At 58.7% G+C, this 20,840-nt stretch carries 20 protein-coding genes and 1 pseudogene; 14 read left to right on the top strand and 7 right to left on the bottom strand.

Features of this window, described 5'->3' with window-relative positions; genetic code table 11:
* The first annotated feature begins 20 nt into the window (after positions 1-20).
* On the top strand, positions 21-245 hold the full coding sequence (locus ASC74_RS00120) for a DUF1161 domain-containing protein (RefSeq protein ID WP_056738381.1): 225 nt from the start codon (positions 21-23) through the stop codon (positions 243-245).
* Between the two features lie 64 nt (positions 246-309).
* Here ASC74_RS00120 and ASC74_RS00125 read toward each other — a convergent pair whose 3' ends face one another.
* Complete coding sequence (locus ASC74_RS00125; protein ID WP_046044846.1) at positions 310-1,311, bottom strand: LLM class flavin-dependent oxidoreductase; 1,002 nt, start codon at positions 1,309-1,311, stop codon at positions 310-312.
* Between the two features lie 244 nt (positions 1,312-1,555).
* Between ASC74_RS00125 and ASC74_RS00130 the strand changes: the two genes are divergently transcribed.
* On the top strand, positions 1,556-1,987 hold the full coding sequence (locus tag ASC74_RS00130) for an OsmC family protein (RefSeq protein WP_056738382.1): 432 nt from the start codon (positions 1,556-1,558) through the stop codon (positions 1,985-1,987).
* A 158-nt stretch (positions 1,988-2,145) separates the two neighbouring features.
* A complete protein-coding gene (locus ASC74_RS00135) occupies positions 2,146-2,379 on the top strand; it encodes a DUF1161 domain-containing protein (protein WP_046044848.1) in 234 nt (77 codons plus the stop codon).
* A 6-nt stretch (positions 2,380-2,385) separates the two neighbouring features.
* On the opposite strand, the gene ASC74_RS00140 is transcribed toward ASC74_RS00135, so the two are convergent.
* Together ASC74_RS00140 and ASC74_RS00145 are read right to left on the bottom strand one after the other, a co-directional pair.
* Positions 2,386-2,808, bottom strand: coding sequence for a PA0061/PA0062 family lipoprotein (locus ASC74_RS00140; RefSeq protein WP_056738384.1), 423 nt, complete (start codon positions 2,806-2,808; stop codon positions 2,386-2,388).
* Positions 2,809-2,848: 40 nt separating this feature from the next.
* A complete protein-coding gene (locus tag ASC74_RS00145; RefSeq protein WP_046044850.1) occupies positions 2,849-3,271 on the bottom strand; it encodes a PA0061/PA0062 family lipoprotein in 423 nt (140 codons plus the stop codon).
* Positions 3,272-3,330: 59 nt separating this feature from the next.
* On the opposite strand from ASC74_RS00145, the gene ASC74_RS00150 reads away from it, so the two are divergent.
* On the top strand, positions 3,331-4,407 hold the full coding sequence (locus ASC74_RS00150; RefSeq protein ID WP_082555736.1) for an aminopeptidase: 1,077 nt from the start codon (positions 3,331-3,333) through the stop codon (positions 4,405-4,407).
* A gap of 106 nt (positions 4,408-4,513) precedes the next feature.
* Here the strand turns inward: ASC74_RS00150 and ASC74_RS00155 are convergent, their stop codons facing one another.
* Positions 4,514-5,164, bottom strand: coding sequence for an HAD family hydrolase (locus tag ASC74_RS00155; protein ID WP_056738388.1), 651 nt, complete (start codon positions 5,162-5,164; stop codon positions 4,514-4,516).
* A 26-nt stretch (positions 5,165-5,190) separates the two neighbouring features.
* Positions 5,191-5,736, bottom strand: a complete 546-nt coding sequence (locus tag ASC74_RS00160) for a gamma carbonic anhydrase family protein (protein WP_056738395.1) — start codon at positions 5,734-5,736, stop codon at positions 5,191-5,193.
* A gap of 62 nt (positions 5,737-5,798) precedes the next feature.
* On the opposite strand from ASC74_RS00160, the gene prlC reads away from it, so the two are divergent.
* Both prlC and ASC74_RS00170 read left to right on the top strand, forming a co-directional pair.
* Positions 5,799-7,877, top strand: a complete 2,079-nt coding sequence (gene prlC / locus ASC74_RS00165) for an oligopeptidase A (RefSeq protein WP_177338823.1) — start codon at positions 5,799-5,801, stop codon at positions 7,875-7,877.
* Positions 7,874-8,161: a YheV family putative zinc ribbon protein gene (locus tag ASC74_RS00170; RefSeq protein WP_008152496.1), complete on the top strand. Its 288-nt coding sequence runs from the start codon at positions 7,874-7,876 to the stop codon at positions 8,159-8,161. Before prlC ends, ASC74_RS00170 begins: the two co-directional genes overlap by 4 nt.
* A 173-nt stretch (positions 8,162-8,334) precedes the next feature.
* Here ASC74_RS00170 and ASC74_RS00175 read toward each other — a convergent pair whose 3' ends face one another.
* Positions 8,335-8,979, bottom strand: coding sequence for a phosphatase domain-containing protein (locus ASC74_RS00175; protein ID WP_056738397.1), 645 nt, complete (start codon positions 8,977-8,979; stop codon positions 8,335-8,337).
* Between the two features lie 299 nt (positions 8,980-9,278).
* Here ASC74_RS00175 and ASC74_RS00180 point away from each other — a divergent pair.
* From ASC74_RS00180 to ASC74_RS00205, 6 genes and pseudogenes are all read left to right on the top strand, one after another.
* Positions 9,279-10,019: pseudogene (locus ASC74_RS00180) on the top strand (gluconate 2-dehydrogenase subunit 3 family protein).
* A gap of 2 nt (positions 10,020-10,021) precedes the next feature.
* Positions 10,022-11,806 (top strand): GMC family oxidoreductase, encoded by a 1,785-nt coding sequence (locus ASC74_RS00185; RefSeq protein ID WP_056738399.1) that lies wholly within the window; start codon positions 10,022-10,024, stop codon positions 11,804-11,806.
* Positions 11,807-11,818: 12 nt separating this feature from the next.
* Entirely contained in the window at positions 11,819-13,123 is a 1,305-nt protein-coding gene (locus tag ASC74_RS00190; RefSeq protein WP_056738401.1) for a c-type cytochrome, read from the top strand.
* A gap of 70 nt (positions 13,124-13,193) precedes the next feature.
* A complete protein-coding gene (locus ASC74_RS00195) occupies positions 13,194-14,255 on the top strand; it encodes a PA0069 family radical SAM protein (protein ID WP_056738403.1) in 1,062 nt (353 codons plus the stop codon).
* A gap of 243 nt (positions 14,256-14,498) precedes the next feature.
* Positions 14,499-15,230, top strand: a complete 732-nt coding sequence (locus tag ASC74_RS00200) for a carbonic anhydrase (protein WP_056738405.1) — start codon at positions 14,499-14,501, stop codon at positions 15,228-15,230.
* A gap of 90 nt (positions 15,231-15,320) precedes the next feature.
* On the top strand, positions 15,321-16,847 hold the full coding sequence (locus ASC74_RS00205) for a SulP family inorganic anion transporter (protein WP_056738406.1): 1,527 nt from the start codon (positions 15,321-15,323) through the stop codon (positions 16,845-16,847).
* Between the two features lie 120 nt (positions 16,848-16,967).
* Here ASC74_RS00205 and ASC74_RS00210 read toward each other — a convergent pair whose 3' ends face one another.
* A complete protein-coding gene (locus tag ASC74_RS00210) occupies positions 16,968-17,618 on the bottom strand; it encodes a hypothetical protein (RefSeq protein ID WP_046044861.1) in 651 nt (216 codons plus the stop codon).
* A 371-nt stretch (positions 17,619-17,989) separates the two neighbouring features.
* Here ASC74_RS00210 and coxB point away from each other — a divergent pair, with 371 nt between their 5' ends.
* Together coxB and ctaD are read left to right on the top strand one after the other, a co-directional pair.
* Positions 17,990-19,117, top strand: coding sequence for a cytochrome c oxidase subunit II (gene coxB / locus ASC74_RS00215; RefSeq protein WP_056738408.1), 1,128 nt, complete (start codon positions 17,990-17,992; stop codon positions 19,115-19,117).
* An 82-nt stretch (positions 19,118-19,199) separates the two neighbouring features.
* The gene (gene ctaD / locus ASC74_RS00220) at positions 19,200-20,792 is read left to right on the top strand and encodes a cytochrome c oxidase subunit I (RefSeq protein WP_056738410.1); all 1,593 of its coding nucleotides are present in this window, start codon (positions 19,200-19,202) and stop codon (positions 20,790-20,792) included.
* The last annotated feature ends 48 nt before the right edge of the window (positions 20,793-20,840 follow it).

The raw sequence follows: 20,840 nt of genomic DNA on the forward strand, positions 1-20,840 counted from the left end.
CGACCAGGGAATGCGACCCGATGAAGAATTTTATTTTAGCGGTAGGTTTGTTGATTTTTGCGGGAACAGCCCTGGCCCAGGGCAAGTCGTGCGAAGAGCTAAAAGCTGAAATCGCCGCGAAACTGGATGCCAAGGGCATTTCTAATTACTCACTGGAAATCATCGATAAAGGCACTGCTGCCGGTGGGAAAGTCGTCGGCACCTGTGAAAAAGGTTCCAAGCAAATCGTCTACAAACAGGGCTGACCTCCCTCGAAAATGAAAAAGCCGACGCAATGACGTCGGCTTTTTTGCGCTCGCTATTTGAGCTTCAGCCCTTCATGACCTGAGCCAGCAGCTCATAAGAGTGCACGCGATCGGCATGTTCGTAGAGGTCGCAGGTAAAAATCAGCTCGTCCGCCTGGGTCTGCTCGATCAGCACTTCCAGTTTGGCGCGGATTTTCTGCGGACTGCCAACCATCGCCAGACCAAGGAAATCGCCGACCGCCTCTTTCTCATGAGGCAGCCACAGGCCGTCCATGGTTTTTACCGGAGGACGTTGCACCAGGCTCTGGCCACGCATCAACGCCAGGATGCGCTGATAGACCGAAGTCGCCAGATAATCGGCCTGCTCGTCGGTGTCGGCAGCCACCAAGGGCACACCGAGCATTACGTAAGGCTTATCCAATATTGCTGAAGGCTTGAAGTGATTGCGATAGACGCGAATGGCCTCATGCATGAAGCGCGGTGCGAAATGTGAAGCGAAGGCGTAGGGCAAACCGCGTTCACCCGCCAGTTGCGCACTGAACAAGCTGGAACCCAGCAGCCAGACCGGGACGTTGGTGCCGGTGCCTGGCATTGCGATGATCCGCTGGTCCGGGGTGCGCGGTCCGAGGTAGCGCATCAGCTCCGCCACGTCTTCCGGGAAATCGTCGGCGCTGCCGGAGCGTTCACGACGCAAGGCGCGGGCGGTCATTTGGTCGGAACCGGGTGCACGGCCCAAGCCCAGGTCGATCCGGCCCGGGTACAGACTTTCGAGCGTGCCGAACTGCTCGGCAATCACCAGCGGCGCGTGGTTTGGCAGCATCACACCGCCCGAGCCAACACGAATGGTCGAGGTGCCGCCCGCCAGGTAGCCAAGCAGTACCGAAGTCGCCGAACTCGCAATGCCATCCATGTTGTGGTGTTCGGCAACCCAGAAACGGTTGTAGCCGAATTTTTCGACGTGCTGAGCCAGGTCCAGGGAATTGCGCAGCGACTGGGCCGCGCTGCCGTTCTCCCGCACGGGCACCAGATCGAGGGTCGAGAACTTGATATCGGACAGTCGTTTCATAAGCCTGCTTCTCCAATTGAGGGCGCAGGTTTTTTCTTACAAACGAAAACCTGCCGAATCTATAAGCGTGATTCATGCAATGAGGGCATATACCCGAGTTTCAATAGCCAAGGCATAAATTCCTACGTAAACGGTAGGACTAATGAGATCAGGTGAACTTTGCACCACGGTCTATCCTCAGAACCCTAGCAACCGAAAACCACGAAGGTGCGACGTTGCGCACCGGAATCTTGAGGAGGCAGACATGGCTATTACGAAGAAAGCATCGGCTCATTGGGCAGGTGATCTGAAAACCGGCATCGGCTCGATTTCCACGGAAACCGGTGTCCTCAGAGAAGCGCCCTACGGCTTCAAGGCACGTTTCGAGGGCGGCAAGGGTACCAATCCGGAAGAGCTGATTGGCGCAGCGCACGCGGGCTGCTTCTCCATGGCGTTTTCGATGATTCTCGGCGATGCCGGTCTCAAGGCTGACAGCATTGATACCAATGCCGAAGTCACCCTGGACCAGGTGGACGGCGGATTCGCGATCACGGCAGTGAAATTGATCCTCAAAGCGAAGATTCCTGGGGCGACTCAGGCTCAATTTGAAGAATTGAGCAATAAAGCCAAAGAAGGCTGCCCGGTTTCCAAAGTGTTGAATGCGAAAATCAGCCTGGATGCAACATTGGTCAGCTGATAGAGGGTTTTTTCGCGCGCCCTATAAAAGATCGCAGCCTCGGCGGGCTGCGTTCTTTTTTTGCGCTGAAACAAAACCTGGCTGGCGAGATTGTGGTCGAATAAATGACAGCAGCTAAAACGCATCATCGTGCGCGCTGCCTCAAAGGAGCTTCAACCATGAAACGTTTCGCCTTGGCGGTTATCTGTTGCGCGCTGGCCACATCGGCCCTCGCGGCAGCTAAATCCTGTGAAGAACTCAAGGCCGAGATTGAAGCCAAGATCCAGGCCAATAACGTCTCGTCCTACACGCTGGAAATCGTCACCAACGACGAAGTACACGACCAGAATATGGTCGTGGGCTCGTGCGAAGGCGGTACGAAGAAAATCATCTACCAGAAGAACGACCGCTGATTCACCTCACATGAGGCAATAGGACTCTCGGTCTTCAGCGACGATTTCACGCTTGGCGTTGTACAGCCGGGCACCGGGAGTAAACGCTATCGACTGGCCTACCAGCACATAACGCTGGCCGGCTTCGAAATGATCATAGTTGATGGTCAGGTAGCACAGCCGTTCCGAGGGACCGTCCATCACACCTAAGCCACCACCACCGGGCACTTCGAAGTCGAATCGAACGATCAGCTCATGGCTGCCGGGGGTGACCTGGAAAAAACGCCCGTCGCGCAACCGCTGCTTGTCCAGTCGTTCGGCCATCAGCAATTTATCGTTGGGGAATGGCGTAGAAAACTCGACCCAGGCCATCTGCGGATTAACCGCTGGCAACGGGCTCTGACAGCCAGCAACGATGCTTGCAGCAAGTAACAGCATTAACCTGCGCATGATGATTTTCTCAAGGACTAGACCTTAAGAATAACGCCGATCAGGTGCGTTGGCAGCCTGCCGGTACACCCTGGCCAATCACTTTTCGCTGTTGATCGTAGAGTTTTGCCCACGGCCGAAAACCGATATTTCCTGCTTTGAGCTGATACCGCTCGCCGGCATTGAAGTCCTTGAATTTCACGTTTAGCTGACAGTCACGCCACAGCGGCTCGGCGTCGGGGCCGATGTTGCTTGGCGCGACCGGGAATTGGTAACGAACCGTCAGCTCATGGCTACCCGGCTGGACCTCAAAATAGCGCTTGTCGGTGGCGGCCTTGTCATCGACTTCCAGCGCCTGCAGCGCGGTGTCTTCCTGCTTCGACTCCAGGTCGATCCACGCTTGAGCCGGATCATGGCGGGGTAATCCGAATCCAGCACAACCGGCCAGCAACAGCAGGCTTCCTGTCAGCATCAACGTGCGCATAGCGGAGCTCCAGTCAGGCGGGATAGTCTTGCGGGCAGACTCTCCAGGGATGATTCATTTTGATCAGGCCGCTTCCAAGCCTTGGGTTACTTGATCGCGTTTTACGCATTTTGTTTCCGGGTGTGTTGTTTTTGTTTCTCAACGGTTGCGCCGGCATCAGCTATTACGGCCAATTGGCCAGTGGTCAGCTGCAATTGCTGCGGGCACGCGAGCCGGTTTCCACAGTGATTGCCGATCCCGGTCGCGATCAGCTATTGCGTGCGCACCTGACTCAATCGCAAAAGGCCCGCACCTTCGCCAGCCAACAGCTGCATCTGCCGGATAACCAGAGTTACCGTTTGTACGCCGACATTGGCCGGCCGTTCGTAGTCTGGAACGTGTTTGCCACGCCGGAATTTTCCCTGACACCCCAGAACCATTGCTTCCCGATCGCCGGTTGCGTCGCCTACCGCGGTTATTACAGTCAGAGCGCGGCCCGCGGTGAAGCTGCGTTGCAACGATTGCAAGGTATGGACGTGTCGATCGGTGGCGTCGAGGCTTATTCGACGCTCGGCTGGTTCAACGATCCGATTATCAGTTCGATGATGGCCTGGGGTGACGAACGATTGGCCACGCTGATCTTCCATGAACTGGCGCATCAACGTGTTTATGTGAAGGACGACACCGAGTTCAATGAGTCTTTCGCCACCTTCGTCGAACAGGAAGGCACCCGCCAATGGCGTGCATTCCGCGGCCTGGCGCCAGACAGCGGCGCACAGGTGCAGCAACGGGACCAGTTCATTCAGTTGGTTCTGGATACCCGCACGCGACTCGAACGGCTGTACACCCTGCCCCTGCCCGCCGACCGGATGCGCCAGCGCAAAGCCGACGAGTTCGAACGATTGCGGGGTGAATACCGGCAGCTGCGCGACAGCCAATGGGCTGGGGACAAACGCTATGACGCGTGGATCAATGCGCCGATGAACAATGCCCGACTGATGCCATTTGGGCTGTACGACCAATGGGTGCCGGCGTTTGCGGCGTTGTTCAGACAGGTGGGCGGGGATTGGGTGAAGTTTTATGCGGCAGTCGAGAAGCTCGGCGCGTTGCCGGTTGCAGAACGTAAGGCGGCTTTGAAGGCATTGGCTGGAGCATAAAACTTCAGAGGCGGAGCGGGCCTCTTCGCGAGCAGGCTCGCTCCCACAACGGACTTGTATTCGCAGATCTAATGTGGGAGCGAGCCTGCTCGCGAAGGCGATTGAACTATCGCTGCAAAAACGCCTGATGCATCTCTTCCAGCGTTTCAAAGTGATAAGCCGGGGCTTCAGCGCTCAACTCTTCCCGACTGCCAAACCCGTAACCCACCGCCGCCGCATCCAGCCCATTGCTGCGCGCACCGATCAAATCGTGCTTACGGTCGCCGATCATCAGGGTGTTGGCCGGGTCCAGGCCTTCTTCGGCCATCAAGTGGGCGATCAGCTCGACTTTGTTGGTCCGGGTTCCATCCAGTTCGCTGCCATAGATCACTTTGAAGTGCTTGGCGAAGTCGAAGTGCCGGGCAATTTCCCGGGCGAAAATCCACGGTTTGGACGTCGCGATGTACAGCTGTCGCCCTTGCCCGCCGAGGGTTTCCAACAGAGGTGTGACGCCATCGAACACGCGATTCTCGTACAGGCCGGTGACCTTGAAGCGTTCGCGATAGAAGTTCACCGCTTCCCACGCCTTGGGCTCGTCGAAATCGTAGAACTGCATGAACGCCTGCAACAACGGCGGGCCGATGAAGTGTTCAAGTTTGGTCAGGTCGGGCTCATCGATGCCCAGTTTGCTCAAGGCGAACTGGATCGAACGGGTGATGCCCTCGCGTGGATCGGTCAGGGTGCCATCGAGGTCGAACAATACGGTTTGGTAATGCATGTTGAATCCTGAATAAGGGCGCAGGGTCAGAGCTGGTCGTAGCCTTCGGCCAGATGCAAATTCTTGAGCTTCACGTAGTTCGCCGCGCTGTAGGTGAAAAAGGCTTTTTCTTTGTCAGTCAGTGGCCGAATCTGCTTCACCGGGCTGCCCACATAAAGGAAGCCGCTTTCAAGGCGTTTGCCCGGCGGCACCAGGCTGCCAGCACCAATAATCACGTCGTCCTCGACCACCGCGCCGTCCATGACGATGCTACCCATGCCGATCAGAATCCGATTGCCCACAGTGCAGCCGTGGAGCATGACTTTATGCGCGATGGTCACATCGTCGCCAATCAGCAACGGAAAACCATCGGGATTGAACGGCCCGGCATGGGTGATGTGCAGCACACAGCCGTCCTGCACGCTGGTGCGCGTGCCGATACGGATGCGGTGCATGTCGCCACGAATCACCGTCAGTGGCCAGACAGAGCTGTCTTCGCCGATTTCGACGTCGCCGATCACCACCGCCGAACCGTCGACAAAGGCGCCTTTGCCCAGTAGCGGCGTGTGGTTCTGATACTTGCGAAGGGTCACGATAGGCTCTCTCTCTTTTGCTGATAGCTGCGGTGAGCGTCGATTGTAATTAAGATGGCGCAATGTTTCTTCCAGCCAAGGTGCCAAACGTGAGCGTGAACAACCCTCTTTTGCAGTCCTACGACCTGCCGCCGTTCTCGGCGATCCGGGCCGAACACGTGCAACCGGCCATTGAACAGATCCTGGCTGACAACCGCGCCGCCATTATCGAGATCCTCAAAGTCCAGGGCAAACAACCGACCTGGGCCGGCCTGGTGCTGGCGATGGACGAGCTGAATGATCGACTGGGCGCCGCCTGGAGCCCGGTCAGCCACCTGAATGCCGTGTGCAACAGCGCCGAATTGCGCGAAGCCTACGAATCCTGCCTGCCGGCCTTGAGCGCCTACTCCACCGAATTGGGCCAAAACCGCGAGTTGTTCGAGGCGTTCGAAGCGCTGGCTAACAGTCCCGAAGCTGCCGGTTTCGAGGTGGCGCAGAAAACTATCCTGGAACACTCCCTGCGTGACTTCCGTCTGTCGGGTATCGACCTGCCGGAAGCCGAACAAAAGCGTTACGCCGAAGTGCAGAGCAAATTGTCGGAGCTGGGCAGCCGCTTCTCCAACCAGCTGCTCGACGCCACTCAGGCCTGGACCAAGCACGTCACTGACGAAGCGACCCTCGCCGGCCTGACTGATTCGGCCAAGGCGCAAATGGCCGCGGCTGCACAGGCCAAAGGCCTGGAAGGCTTCCTGATCACCCTGGAATTCCCGAGCTACTACGCGGTGATGACCTACGCCCAAGACCGCTCCCTGCGCGAAGAAGTCTACGCCGCCTACTGCACCCGTGCGTCGGACCAAGGCCCGAATGCCGGTCAGAACGATAACGGCCCGGTCATGGAAGAAATCCTCGACCTGCGTCAGGAGCTTGCAAAACTCTTGGGCTTCGCCAGCTTCTCGGAGCTGAGCCTGGCCACCAAAATGGCCGAATCGAGCGATCAGGTACTGAGTTTCCTGCGCGATCTGGCCAAGCGCAGTAAACCGTTCGCCGCCCAGGATCTGGAACAGCTCAAGGCGTACGCCGCCGAACAAGGCTGCCCGGACCTGCAAAGCTGGGACAGCGGTTTCTACGGTGAAAAGCTTCGCGAGCAGCGCTACAGCGTCGCCCAGGAAGCCCTTCGCGCTTACTTCCCGATCGACAAAGTGCTGGGCGGTCTGTTCGCTATCGTTCAGCGTCTGTACGGCATTGAAATCGCCGAACTGAAAGGCTTCGACACCTGGCACCCGGATGTTCGCCTGTTCGAAATCAAGGAAAACGGCCAGCACGTCGGCCGCTTCTTCTTCGACCTCTACGCTCGCGCCAACAAGCGTGGCGGCGCCTGGATGGACGGCGCCCGTGACCGTCGCCGCACGATCAGCGGCGTATTGCAAAGTCCGGTGGCGAACCTGGTATGCAACTTCACCCCGGCCGACAGCGGCAAACCGGCCCTGCTGACCCACGATGAAGTGACCACCCTGTTCCACGAATTCGGTCACGGCCTGCATCACCTGTTGACCCGCGTTGAACACGCCGGCGTATCCGGCATCAACGGCGTGGCCTGGGATGCGGTCGAGCTGCCAAGCCAGTTCATGGAGAACTGGTGCTGGGAGCCGGAAGGTCTGGCGCTGATCTCCGGTCACTACGAAACCGGCGAACCGCTGCCTCAGGACCTGCTGGAGAAAATGCTCGCCGCGAAGAACTTCCAGTCCGGTCTGATGATGGTCCGTCAGCTGGAGTTCTCGCTGTTCGACTTCGACCTGCACGCCACCCACGGTGACGGCCGTAGCGTGGCGCAGGTGCTTGAAGGTGTGCGAGACGAGGTCTCGGTGATGCGTCCACCCGCCTACAACCGTTTCCCGAACAGCTTTGCGCACATCTTCGCCGGCGGTTATGCGGCGGGCTACTACAGCTACAAGTGGGCTGAAGTGCTGTCGGCGGATGCCTTCTCGAAATTCGAAGAAGAAGGCGTGCTCAACGCCGAGACCGGCCGTGCATTCCGCGAAGCGATCCTGGCACGCGGTGGTTCCCAGGAGCCGATGGTGCTGTTCGTCGACTTCCGCGGACGCCCGCCGTCGATTGACGCACTCTTGCGCCACAGCGGCCTGACTGAGGTCGCGGCAGCATGAGCGAGGGTCCTGTGATCACGAAAAAGCGCTTTATCGCCGGGGCTGTCTGCCCGGCCTGCAGCGAGCCGGACAAGTTGATGATGTGGAACGAAGACGAAGTCCCGCACCGCGAGTGCGTGGCCTGCGGTTATTCCGACACGTTGAATGAACAAGGCCTGTCGGTACCCAAGGAATTGGGCACGCGGGTCAACACCTCGGCGCTGAAGGTGCCGGACGCCAAGGTTCAGGCCGTGCAGTTTTTCCCGAACCCGAAGCTGAAGAAAAAGCCTGACGAGCAACACTGAGTCAACACCACCTTCCACTCCTGAACGGATTGGAAGGTGGTATCTATCTACCACCTTTCCCCTGCGCTTCCTTTATAGGCTGACCACATTCAGCCTCTACTCAAGGAAGACGCCATGCCCGATACCCATCCGCTTTTGCAGGCTCAGAGGCCATTGCCCGCGGAGGTAACGGTTTACTCGACGTGGGCCGATTTGAACCAGCTCTTCATCGAACAACTGGCAAACGGACTCGTGCTGCAATCGCCGTTGGCCAGCGCGGTGCGGAGCTTGTCGACATCAGCCTGCATCATGTAACGGACGCCGTCCTTGAAATGAGTGCTGTCACCAAAGCCGCCCTGGGTCATTTCGTTCAGGGCGTCTTCCTTGCTCCAACCCTGCACCACGACCCGGTACATGGCCGCCATCAGGCCCGTGCGGTCCGAACCATGCTTGCAGTGCATCAGCACCGGTCCCTTGGCTTCGGCAGTCTGGATCGCGCGAAGGGCCTTGAGTACATCCGCATCATCCACATGGTTGGTGCGATAGGGCAGCTGTACCTGTGCGATCCCTGGTGTCGACAACCAGCTGGAGTCCGACTCGGGCAGGAAAGTGATAACGGTCCCGACCTTGAGTTTTTCCAGTAACGGCACGGCGCCGCTGTCGGGCAATGCACTGCGATAGAGCGTCGGGGACATTTTGAAGAGGTTGTATTGCACCTCGACCGATTGAGCCCACTCCGCAGGTCGGGGCAACGCACTGTCGTCGGCAAGGGCCGGCGTCAGGTTCAACAGTGCGGCCAGCGACAGGCAGATCGCTGGGATAAAACGCGATAGAGACATGCTCGGGGTGACCGTTCAGGAGAATTGGGAAGATGACGGCCCAGCTTCCCCCCCGAGCAGTCAAAGGCCTGTGAGCCGTCTGTCAAAGAATCGTGAATCGGCCGATCGCTTTCGTCGCAAAACCGAGGTTTTTCAGCTGAATCGGTTCATCTTTATGCTTAGCCTGCTACCATTTGTTTCTCCATATTACCGATGCGCCCTATTGCTCCCCGCTTGCTGGCGATCTTCATCGGTGCCAAAACGAAAAGTCGTCCTGCGAGACGGCTGAAAAACCGCTATGCCTGATGAGGTGCCACCCTATGTCCGATCAAGATCGAGACAACCCGCGGCGTGAGTTTTTGCGCAAATCCCTGACCTTGATCCCGGTGGTCACCGTTGCCAGCACCGGTCTGGGCAGCACGGTCCTGATGGCCGCGCCCGAAGCAGCCCCGGCCAGCTCCGGCAAAGCGCCGGTCAGCACCAGCACCTATGAACCCAGCTACTTCACCGCCGAAGAATGGACGTTCATCCAGGCGGCTGTCGCGCAGCTGATTCCAAGCGATGCCCAAGGGCCAGGCGCCCTGGAAGCCGGTGTCCCCGAATACATCGACCGCCAGATGAACACGCCTTACGCGGCCGGCGCGCTGTGGTTCATGCAGGGACCGTTCAACGCAGACGCGGCTCCGGAAATGGGCTGGCAGAGCAAACTGGTGCCCAAAGAGATTTATCGCCTGGGCATCGCCGCCACGGATGCTTGGTCGAAAGCGTTCAACGGTAAAGCATTTGCTGAGCAAGACAGCGCTACCCGAGACGATTTGCTCAAACAACTCGAGGCCGGAAAACCTTAGTTCGACAGTGTCCCAGCGAAGATTTTCTTCAACCTGCTGCTGCAAAACACCAAAGAAGGATTTTTCTGCGACCCGATTCACGGCGGCAATAAAGGCATGGTCGGCTGGACCATGATCGGCTTCCCCGGCGCCCGCGCCGATTTCATGGATTGGGTGGAACGCAACGAGCAATACCCCTTCCCGGCAGTTTCGATACGCGGCGAGAGGGCGTAAGCATGGCAACGGTAATGAAGAAGGTCGACGCAGTGATCGTCGGTTTTGGCTGGACGGGCGCGATCATGGCCAAGGAGCTGACAGAGGCCGGCCTGAATGTGCTGGCGCTGGAGCGCGGGCCGATGCAGGACACTTACCCTGACGGCAACTATCCACAGGTGATCGACGAACTCACCTACAGCGTGCGGAAAAAACTCTTCCAGGACATCTCCAAAGAGACCGTGACCATTCGCCATAGCGTGAATGACATCGCGTTGCCGAACCGCCAACTGGGCGCCTTCCTGCCCGGCAATGGGGTCGGTGGCGCCGGTTTGCACTGGTCCGGCGTGCACTTTCGGGTCGACCCGATCGAGTTGCGCATGCGCAGCCACTATGAAGAACGCTACGGCAAAAGCTTCATCCCCAAGGACATGACCATCCAGGACTTCGGCGTCAGCTATGAGGAGTTGGAACCGTTTTTCGATTACGCCGAGAAGGTTTTCGGCACATCGGGTCAGGCCTGGACGGTGAAGGGTCAGTTGGTCGGTGAAGGCAAGGGCGGCAACCCGTACGCGCCGGATCGTTCGAATCATTTCCCGCTGGAGTCGCAGAAGAACACTGTTTCCGCACAGTTGTTTCAGAAAGCGGCCACCGCAGTGGGTTACAAACCCTACAACCTGCCCTCGGCCAATACGTCAGGCCCCTACACCAACCCTTATGGCGCACAGATGGGCCCGTGCAACTTCTGCGGTTTTTGCAGTGGTTACGTCTGCTACATGTATTCCAAGGCATCGCCGAACGTAAACATTCTGCCGGCGCTCAAACCGCTGCCCAATTTCGAGCTGCGGCCCAACTCCCACGTACTGCGGGTCAATCTCGACAGCACCAAGAGCAAGGCGACAGGCGTGACCTACATCGATGGCCAGGGCCGGGAAATCGAGCAGCCGGCAGATCTGGTGATCCTCGGTGCCTTCCAGTTCCACAATGTGCGGCTGATGTTGCTTTCGGGTATCGGCAAACCGTATGACCCGATCAGTGGCGAAGGCGTGGTCGGCAAGAACTTCGCCTACCAGAACATGGCCACCATCAAGGCTTACTTCGACAAAGACACCCACACCAATAACTTTATCGGCGCCGGCGGTAACGGCGTGGCGGTGGACGACTTCAACGCCGACAACTTCGATCACGGGCCCCATGGCTTCGTCGGCGGCTCGCCGATGTGGGTCAACCAGGCCGGCAGCCGACCAATCGCAGGCACATCCAACCCGCCAGGCACCCCGGCCTGGGGCAGTGCCTGGAAACGTGCCACCGCCGATTACTACACCCATCAAGTGTCGATGGATGCCCACGGCGCGCATCAGTCCTACCGCGGCAACTACCTCGATCTGGACCCGGTGTACCGCGATGCCTACGGCTTGCCGCTGTTGCGGATGACCTTCGACTGGCAGGAAAACGACATCAAGATGAACCGCTTCATGGTCGAGAAAATGGGCAAGATCGCCGAAGCGATGAGCCCCAAGGCCATCGCCGTACTGGGCAAAAAAGTTGGTGATCACTTCAACACCGCGTCTTACCAGACCACCCACCTCAACGGTGGCGCGATCATGGGCACCCATCCGAAAACCAGCGCCCTGAACCGTTACTTGCAGAGCTGGGATGTGCATAACGTTTTCGTCCCTGGTGCATCAGCTTTCCCACAAGGTCTGGGCTACAACCCTACCGGTCTGGTGGCAGCGTTGACCTACTGGTCGGCCCGGGCGATCCGCGAGCAGTACCTGAAAAACCCCGGCCCGCTGGTTCAGGCTTAAGGAGCGATGACCATGAAAGCACTTGTTATCGCGACCTTGGCGCTGCTCGGTTGTGGCTCGATCAACGCCGCAGAAATCGATCAAAACCTGATCAAACAAGGCGAGTACCTCGCCCGCGCGGGTGACTGCGTGGCTTGCCATACCGCCAAGGACGGCAAGCCGTTCGCCGGCGGCCTGCCGATGGAAACGCCGATCGGGACGATCTACTCCACCAATATCACGCCGGATAAAACCGGCCTGGGCAACTACAGCTTTGAGGATTTCGACAAGGCCGTGCGCCATGGCGTCGCCAAAAACGGTAGTACGTTGTACCCGGCGATGCCCTATCCGTCCTACGCCAGCGTCAACGAACCCGACATACAAGCCTTGTACGCCTACTTCATGCATGGCGTGGCGCCTGTCGCTCAGGAGAACAAGGCCAGCGACATTCCCTGGCCTTTGAGCATGCGCTGGCCGCTTGCGGGCTGGCGCTGGATGTTTGCCCCGGCTGTGGCGGACTACAAAGCGGCACCCGGCGAAGATGCCGTGGTCAGTCGTGGGGCTTATCTGGTCGAGGGCCTCGGACATTGCGGTGCGTGCCATACGCCGCGTGCCCTGACCATGCAGGAAAAAGCCCTGAATGCAGGCGAAGGCAGCGCATTTCTGTCAGGCAGTGCACCGCTTGAAGGCTGGATCGCGAAAAGTCTGCGCGGCGATCACAAAGACGGCCTCGGGAGCTGGAGCGAAGAGCAACTGGTGCAGTTCCTCAAGACCGGTCGCAGTGATCGCAGCGCAGTGTTTGGTGGCATGAGTGATGTGGTGACGCACAGCATGCAGTTCATGACCGACAACGATCTGACCGCGATTGCCCGTTACCTCAAGTCCTTGCCGGCGAATGATCCCGACGATCAGCCACACCAGTACGACAAACAGGTAGCGCAGGCGCTGTGGAACGGGGACGACAGCAAGCCTGGCGCTTCGGTGTACATCGACAACTGCGCGGCCTGTCACCGTACCGATGGCCATGGCTACACCAAAGTGTTCCCGGCGCTGGCGGGCAACCCGGTGTTGCAGTCGGAGGATCCGACGTCACTGATTCACATCGTGCTCAAGGGCGGTACGCTGCCGGCGACTCACACGGCACCTTCGACCTTTACCATGCCGGGATTCGCATGGCGTTTGTCGGATCAGGAAGTGGCGGATGTGGTGAGTTTCATCCGCGGCAGCTGGGGCAACGGCGGCTTGCCGGTCAAGGCGAGCGAGGTAGCAGACCTGCGCACGGATGATATGAAGACCACGTCGGCCGACGATCTGGGGCAAGTCACCCGGAAGAACTGACTGCCCAGCGGCACTAGCCAGATGAATAACGCCTCTATACTGTATATAAAAACAGTACAGAGGCGTTTTCATGTCCACCCCTCTTCCCCCCCCTCGCGGCCGCGGCACCGCCACCAACCCGCACAACCGCTTCGCGCCGAATCGCTCGGTGGCCGAGGATGACGGCTGGTATCAGGAAGCGCCGATCACCCAAGGCACCGAGGTGCGCATCGAAACGGCGAAAACCATCATCACTCGCAACAACTCGCCAGACTTGCCCTTCGATCGTTCGATCAATCCCTATCGCGGCTGCGAGCACGGTTGCATCTATTGCTACGCGCGGCCCAGCCACGCTTATTGGGACATGTCGCCAGGACTGGATTTCGAAACCAAACTGATCGCCAAGACCAACGCCGCCGATGTGCTGGAGGAGCAGCTCTCCAAACGTGGCTATCAATGTGCGCCGATCAATCTGGGCTCCAATACGGACCCTTATCAACCGATCGAACGCGAACACAAAATCACCCGAAAAACCCTCGAAGTGCTGCTGCGCTATCGCCATCCCGTGACCATCATTACCAAGGGCTCGCTGATTCTTCGGGATCTGGACCTGCTGGTCGAACTCGCCGAGCAAAGGCTGGTGGCGGTGATGATCAGCCTCACCACCCTGGACGACGAGCTCAAACGCATCCTTGAACCACGCGCTGCGGCACCCAAGGCCCGGTTACGAGCGATCCGCGTGATGCGTGAAGCGGGAATTCCGGTGGGCGTTCTGTGCTCGCCGATGATTCCGATGATCAACGACAGCGAACTCGAAAGCCTGCTCACCGAAGCTCATGCCGCGGGGGCGCAAAGTGCGGCCTACATGATGCTGCGCTTGCCATTGGAAGTCGCGCCGCTGTTCGAAGAATGGCTGGCGGCCCACTATCCTCAGCGTGCCGCTCATGTGTTGAGCCTGATTCGTCAGAGCCGTGGTGGCGAGCTCTACGACAGTCGCTTCGGTGCGAGGATGCGTGGCGAAGGGCCGTTTGCCGATCTGCTGGCGCAACGCTTTGCCAAAACCATCAAACGCCTGGGGCTCAATCGTCGGGAAGGTTTCAATCTGGACTGCGAAGCCTTCTGTCCGCCGGGTCGCCAGATGTCGTTGATTTGAGGACAATTGGCCTATGGTTGAGTAGGGTGAAATGCACTTTGCCACCACGCCGGTCACGTTTTTTGTGACCTGGAACACACGTTCTAGAGCGTTTTATTCAGTTTGAGTTAAGTTTCGGTCGCTACCTTGTTCATCGAGTGACTGATGGGTCGAGATGCTCGGCCTGGATGTTTTTTAAACAGCCACTGGCTTCACACCGGACAAAACGGGAAAATTCCCTGACTCCGCCAAAGAGGATGAATCATGAGTGACAAGGATAAACAGCCGTTGGCTGCGTCGGCTTCAGCCCAACCCGAGGCGGAAACCGCCGATGCAGCGCTGCAGCATATCGTTGACGGCTTTTTGCATTTTCATCACGAGGTTTTTCCACAGCAGGAAGAACTCTTCAAAAAACTCGCCACGGCCCAGAGCCCCAGGGCGATGTTCATCGCCTGCGCCGATTCGCGCATCGTTCCTGAGCTGATCACCCAAAGCTCCCCCGGCGACTTGTTCGTCACCCGTAACGTCGGCAACGTTGTGCCGCCTTATGGGCAAATGAACGGCGGTGTTTCCACGGCGATCGAATACGCCGTTCTGGCCCTCGGCGTGCAACACATCATCATCTGCGGGCACTCGGACTGTGGCGCGATGCGCGCAGTGCTCAACCCGCAAAGCCTGGAAAAAATGCCAACGGTCAAAGCCTGGTTGCGTCATGCCGAAGTGGCAAAAACCATGGTCCAGGAAAACTGCCATTGCGCTGACGAAAACGAAAGCATGCACGTCCTCACCGAGGAGAATGTGATCGCCCAGCTGCAACATTTGCGCACGCACCCGTCGGTTGCCTCGCGCATGGCCAATGGTCAGCTGTTTATCCATGGTTGGATCTACAACATCGAAACCAGCGAAATCAGAGCTTACGACGCGGACAAGGGGTGTTTCCTGCCGCTCGATGGCAGCCATCCGATTCCGGTGGCGACGCCCAAAGCGCGCTTCTAAATCTTCCTAAATTACTGTGTGGTTTAGCCGAGGCTGCTGATCAAGCAGCCCGGCTTCGCCACGCCTGAAGAAAACTTCGGGAGAGTCACCATGCGTGCTGCTCAACTTAAAGCTGTTCTGCCACGGGAGCTGCTGGCGTCCGTGGTTGTGTTTCTCGTCGCCCTGCCCTTGTGCATGGGCATCGCCATCGCCTCGGGGCTGCCGCCGTCCAAAGGCTTGATCACCGGGATCATCGGTGGCCTGGTGGTGGGCTGGATTGCCGGTTCGCCACTGCAAGTCAGCGGCCCGGCGGCCGGTTTGGCTGTTCTGGTGTTCGAACTGGTACGCCAGCACGGCATCGACATGCTCGGGCCAATCCTGTTGCTGGCCGGTTTTCTGCAGCTGGTGGCTGGGCGTTTGAAGCTGGGCTGCTGGTTTCGGGTCACGGCGCCTGCAGTGGTGTACGGCATGCTCGCCGGGATTGGCGTATTGATCGTGTTGTCACAGGTGCATGTGATGCTCGACGCCGTGCCCAAGCCTTCCGGGCTGGATAACCTGGCAGCCTTCCCGGCTGCCGTCGCCCAGGCCTTGCCGTCCTTGGGTTGGCAAGCCGGGTTGCTCGGGCTGTCGACGATTGCGGTGATGTGGCTGTGGGAGAAATTCCGCCCCCACTCCCTGCGCTTCATTCCCGGCGCACTGCTGGGTGTAGGCCTGGCGACCGTCGCCAGCCTGGTGCTCGCCTTGCAAGTCAAACGAGTGGAAGTCCCGGCCAACCTGGCGGAAGCCATCGACTGGCTGAAACCCGCAGATTTACTCAACCTGGCTGACCCGACACTGCTAATCGCCGCATTTGCCGTGGCGTTTATCGCCAGCGCCGAAACCCTGCTCTCGGCCGCCGCGGTCGACCGCATGCACAGTGGCCAGCGCTCGGACTTCGACCGGGAACTGTCGGCTCAAGGCGTCGGCAACATGCTCTGCGGTTTGCTCGGCGCATTGCCGATGACTGGCGTGATCGTGCGCAGTTCGGCCAATGTCCAGGCCGGCGCCACCACGCGACTGTCGACGATCTTCCACGGCCTGTGGCTGCTGGCTTTCGTGTTGCTGCTGTCCAGCGTACTGCAAAGCATACCGGTGGCGAGCCTGGCGGGCGTTCTGGTTTACACCGGCTTCAAACTGGTCGACCTCAAGGCCTTCCGTGGTCTGGGCCGTTATGGGCGGATGCCGATGTTCACCTACGCGGCAACAGCCCTGGCGATCATCTTCACCGACCTGCTGACCGGCGTGCTGATCGGCTTCGGCCTGACCTTGGCCAAACTGGCCTGGAAGGCTTCGCGGCTGAAAATCAGCCTGATCGATCTGCCCAAGGACGGCGAAATGGAGCTGCGATTGATAGGTGCAGCGACCTTCCTCAAAGTGCCGGCGCTGACCCAGGTTCTGGGGACCATTCCGGCAGGCGCGACGGTGCATGTGCCGCTCAATAACCTGAGTTACATCGATCACTCGTGTCTGGAGTTGCTGGAGGAATGGGGTCGGGCCAATGCGGCCAAGGGATCAAAACTGTTGATTGAAGCGCGGGGGTTGAAGCGCAGGTTGGAAGGGCGATTACGCACCACCACCGGCGTAGGTTCGGCGGCGTAGAAAACAATGTGGGAGCGAGCTTGCTCGCGATTGCGATTGGTCATTCAACATTCATGTCGACTGACACACCGCAATCGCGAGCAAGCTCGCTCCCACAGGGGGATTGTGTTGATCAATGGATCAAGCTGCTGGCTGATCCAGTTCCAGGCCCACGCCTAACCGGCGCGACATGCACGGCCAGCGCTTCCACGCAGCGCCAGTGTCCGGGCTGCTTAGCTTTCCACGGTAGGCTTCCACCGACTCCAGCGCGAAGCTTTCGTCGTCGAGCATCTCGTCCACGGCGTGATGTACAGCCTCATCCAGTTGGTTGGCGAACTCCTCACCGATCAGTTGGTGGGCAATCAGGTTGGCGACAGTCATGTCCAAGGGGATCAGTGGCTGGCCAAAATGCTTGATGTACAGGTCGTTGACCTCTTCGACAAAACGGTGCGCCAGATAGGCTTCGTCCAACAGGCTGTCGAGCCCGATGTGCCCAGCCATTATCGTCGGCGGCTGGAGGAAGTACTGTTCGGCAATTTTCAGCACCGGTTTGATCTGTGACTCGATACCCGCTTCCCTGGCAACTTCATTGGCTGCATCCAGCAGATCAGGAACTTCATCGATGTAGGCGGCGACAAAACGCGTCAGCACACCATTGGCGTCCGCTTCCGGCAATTGGATGGATGGGTGTAGATGAGGCAGTTTGCTTTCCAGCTGACGAGTCAGCAGGCCGGTTTCAGCTTCGTGTTGTTGGGCTTTTTGGATCTGCTCGCGCAATGCGGCGGTGTTCATGAAAACTCCAGGAAACAAAGGCAATGAAATAGGGAAGACATAACTTAGCTGGCATACGAAAAATGCTAAGACGCATTTGTCATAATTATTTCATCCTTGAGACATCAAAGTTATATCGGTTTGCCACCACTCGTCTGCATCCTTCTCCATTCGTGACCTAGAACGCAAGTCCCACCTGTTTCAGATGATTTACGCCCTCACATTGCGAGGTGGCAGTCGCTGTCTATACTCGGGTGGGAATGGAGTTAGCTGATGACGCCCGACTGCACACGCAGCAAGGCTCGGCGATTCAAGTTCGTAGTCTGAAAAAGCCGCTCCCTTGCCGCAGGTGAAAGCCGGCGGGATAACAAGAACGATAAGGGGAACCCGCAATGATGCGACATCCACACGTCTGGATGGGCCTCCTGTTGTGGTCGATTTTCAGTCAGGCACAAGCGGCCTGGACTGTGAATATGGCGCCGGGAGCGACTGAAATCAGTCACGCAGTATTTGACCTGCACATGACCATTTTCTGGATCTGTGTAGTGATCGGCATCATCGTCTTCGGCGCCATGTTCTGGTCGATGATTCTCCACCGCCGCTCGACCGGGCAGGTGGCCGCAAAATTTCATGAAAGCACCACCGTTGAAATCCTCTGGACCATCGTGCCCTTCCTGATCCTGGTGGCCATGGCGGTTCCCGCGACCGCAACCCTGATCAAGATGTACGACGCCAGTGAGCCGGATATCGATATCCAGGTCACCGGCTATCAGTGGAAGTGGCACTACAAATACCTGGGCCAGGACGTTGAGTTCTTCAGCAACCTGACCACGCCCGCCGATCAGATCCACAACAAGGAAGTCAAGAGCGAGCACTACTTGCTTGAGGTCGATAAGCCTTTGGTGCTGCCGATCGGCGCCAAGGTGCGCTTCCTGGTCACTTCCGCCGACGTCATCCACTCCTGGTGGGTGCCGGCTTTTGCGGTCAAGCGCGATGCGATTCCGGGGTTCGTCAACGAAGCCTGGACCCGCGTCGACAAGCCCGGCATCTACCGCGGTCAATGCGCCGAATTGTGCGGCAAGGACCACGGCTTCATGCCCATCGTGGTCGAGGTCAAGGAAAAGGCCGATTACGAAAAATGGCTGGGCGAGCGCAAGGCTGAGGCCATGCAACTCAAAGAACTGACCAGCAAGGAATGGACCCTCGACGAGCTTAAAGAGCGCGGCGACAAGATCTACCACACCACCTGCGTCGCCTGTCACCAGGCCGAAGGTCAGGGCCTGCCGCCGATGTTCCCGGCACTCAAGGGCTCGAAAATCGCCACCGGACCGAAAGAAGGGCACCTGAGCCTTGTCTTCCACGGCAAGCCCGGCACCGCCATGGCGGCGTTCGGCAAGCAGCTCTCGGAAGTCGATATCGCAGCGGTCGTGACCTACGAACGTAACGCCTGGGGCAACAACAAGGGCGACATGGTCACCCCTAAAGAAGTGCTGGAGCTGAAACAGGCGGAAAGCAAATGACCCGGTCTATTGCGCACGTAAGGAACCAGCCGGGGCATCGCGCCCCGGCCTGCCCAGCCCATCTGTTTGCAGGAGACAGGACATGACTGCTGTCGTCGATGACCATGTTCATACCGGCACCGCCCACGCCCACGGCCCCGCCAAAGGTCTGATGCGCTGGGTGCTGACCACCAACCACAAGGATATCGGCACGCTGTACCTGTGGTTCGCGTTCTCCATGTTTTTGCTCGGCGGCTCGTTCGCGATGGTGATTCGTGCCGAGTTGTTCCAACCGGGACTGCAAATCGTCGAACCGGCGTTCTTCAACCAGATGACCACCATGCACGGCCTGGTGATGGTCTTCGGTGCGGTGATGCCGGCCTTCGTCGGCCTCGCCAACTGGATGATCCCGTTGATGATCGGCGCGCCGGACATGGCCCTGCCACGGATGAACAACTTCAGCTTCTGGCTATTGCCGGCGGCGTTCATCCTGCTGATATCGACCCTATTCACCCCCGGCGGTGGACCGAACTTCGGCTGGACGTTCTACGCCCCGCTGTCGACGACCTACGCACCAGAAAGCGTGACCTTCTTCATCTTCGCCATCCACTTGATGGGGATCAGTTCGATCATGGGTGCGATCAACGTGATCGCCACCATCCTCAACCTGCGCGCCCCCGGCATGACGTTGATGAAAATGCCGCTGTTCGTCTGGACCTGGCTGATTACCGCGTTCCTGCTGATCGCGGTGATGCCGGTACTGGCCGGCTGCGTGACGATGATGCTGATGGACATCCACTTCGGCACCAGCTTCTTCAGTGCCGCCGGTGGCGGTGACCCGGTGTTGTTTCAGCACGTGTTCTGGTTCTTCGGTCACCCCGAGGTGTACATCATGATCCTGCCGGCCTTCGGTGCCGTCAGTTCGATCATTCCGGCCTTCTCGCGCAAGCCGCTGTTTGGCTACACCTCGATGGTCTATGCGACGGCGAGTATCGCGTTCCTGTCGTTCATCGTTTGGGCGCACCACATGTTCGTGGTCGGCATTCCGTTGGTGGGCGAGTTGTTCTTCATGTACGCCACGCTGCTGATCGCGGTGCCGACTGGCGTGAAGGTGTTCAACTGGGCCAGCACCATGTGGCAAGGCTCGCTGACCTTCGAAACACCGATGCTGTTTGCGGTGGCGTTCGTGATCCTGTTCTCCATTGGCGGGTTCTCCGGGCTGATGCTGGCCATCGCCCCGGCGGACTTCCAGTACCAGGACACCTACTTTGTGGTCGCGCACTTCCATTACGTACTGGTACCGGGGGCGATCTTCGGGATCTTCGCCTCGGCCTACTACTGGATGCCGAAATGGACCGGCCACATGTACGACGAAACCCTCGGCAAGCTGCACTTCTGGCTCTCGTTCATCGGCATGAACATGGCGTTCTTCCCGATGCACTTTGTGGGGCTGGCGGGCATGCCGCGGCGGATTCCCGACTACAACCTGCAATTCGCCGACTTCAACATGGTGTCGTCGATCGGCGCGTTCATGTTCGGCGCCACGCAGATCTTCTTCCTGTTCATCGTGATCAAGACCATCCGTGGCGGCCCGCCAGCACCGGCCAAACCGTGGGATGGGGCTGAAGGTCTGGAATGGAGCGTCCCGTCACCGGCGCCGTATCACACCTTCACCACGCCGCCGGAAGTGAAATGAACGCGCAACCCTATGTGGGAGCGGGCTTGCTCGCGAAGAACGATAACG

Source organism: Pseudomonas sp. Root329 (assembly GCF_001424925.1).
Lineage (GTDB): Bacteria > Pseudomonadota > Gammaproteobacteria > Pseudomonadales > Pseudomonadaceae > Aquipseudomonas > Aquipseudomonas arabinosi.

What these genes read in the sequence shown, in the direction of transcription:
- ASC74_RS00120 (WP_056738381.1), top strand. Translation starts at nt 21, where the DNA reads ATGAAGAATTTTATTTTAGCGGTAGGTTTGTTGATTTTTGCGGGAACA.
- ASC74_RS00125 (WP_046044846.1), bottom strand. Translation starts at nt 1,311, where the DNA reads ATGAAACGACTGTCCGATATCAAGTTCTCGACCCTCGATCTGGTGCCC.
- ASC74_RS00130 (WP_056738382.1), top strand. Translation starts at nt 1,556, where the DNA reads ATGGCTATTACGAAGAAAGCATCGGCTCATTGGGCAGGTGATCTGAAA.
- ASC74_RS00135 (WP_046044848.1), top strand. Translation starts at nt 2,146, where the DNA reads ATGAAACGTTTCGCCTTGGCGGTTATCTGTTGCGCGCTGGCCACATCG.
- ASC74_RS00140 (WP_056738384.1), bottom strand. Translation starts at nt 2,808, where the DNA reads ATGCGCAGGTTAATGCTGTTACTTGCTGCAAGCATCGTTGCTGGCTGT.
- ASC74_RS00145 (WP_046044850.1), bottom strand. Translation starts at nt 3,271, where the DNA reads ATGCGCACGTTGATGCTGACAGGAAGCCTGCTGTTGCTGGCCGGTTGT.
- ASC74_RS00155 (WP_056738388.1), bottom strand. Translation starts at nt 5,164, where the DNA reads ATGCATTACCAAACCGTATTGTTCGACCTCGATGGCACCCTGACCGAT.
- prlC (WP_177338823.1), top strand. Translation starts at nt 5,799, where the DNA reads ATGTTTCTTCCAGCCAAGGTGCCAAACGTGAGCGTGAACAACCCTCTT.
- ASC74_RS00170 (WP_008152496.1), top strand. Translation starts at nt 7,874, where the DNA reads ATGAGCGAGGGTCCTGTGATCACGAAAAAGCGCTTTATCGCCGGGGCT.
- ASC74_RS00175 (WP_056738397.1), bottom strand. Translation starts at nt 8,979, where the DNA reads ATGTCTCTATCGCGTTTTATCCCAGCGATCTGCCTGTCGCTGGCCGCA.
- ASC74_RS00185 (WP_056738399.1), top strand. Translation starts at nt 10,022, where the DNA reads ATGGCAACGGTAATGAAGAAGGTCGACGCAGTGATCGTCGGTTTTGGC.
- ASC74_RS00190 (WP_056738401.1), top strand. Translation starts at nt 11,819, where the DNA reads ATGAAAGCACTTGTTATCGCGACCTTGGCGCTGCTCGGTTGTGGCTCG.
- ASC74_RS00195 (WP_056738403.1), top strand. Translation starts at nt 13,194, where the DNA reads ATGTCCACCCCTCTTCCCCCCCCTCGCGGCCGCGGCACCGCCACCAAC.
- ASC74_RS00200 (WP_056738405.1), top strand. Translation starts at nt 14,499, where the DNA reads ATGAGTGACAAGGATAAACAGCCGTTGGCTGCGTCGGCTTCAGCCCAA.
- ASC74_RS00205 (WP_056738406.1), top strand. Translation starts at nt 15,321, where the DNA reads ATGCGTGCTGCTCAACTTAAAGCTGTTCTGCCACGGGAGCTGCTGGCG.
- ASC74_RS00210 (WP_046044861.1), bottom strand. Translation starts at nt 17,618, where the DNA reads ATGAACACCGCCGCATTGCGCGAGCAGATCCAAAAAGCCCAACAACAC.
- coxB (WP_056738408.1), top strand. Translation starts at nt 17,990, where the DNA reads ATGATGCGACATCCACACGTCTGGATGGGCCTCCTGTTGTGGTCGATT.
- ctaD (WP_056738410.1), top strand. Translation starts at nt 19,200, where the DNA reads ATGACTGCTGTCGTCGATGACCATGTTCATACCGGCACCGCCCACGCC.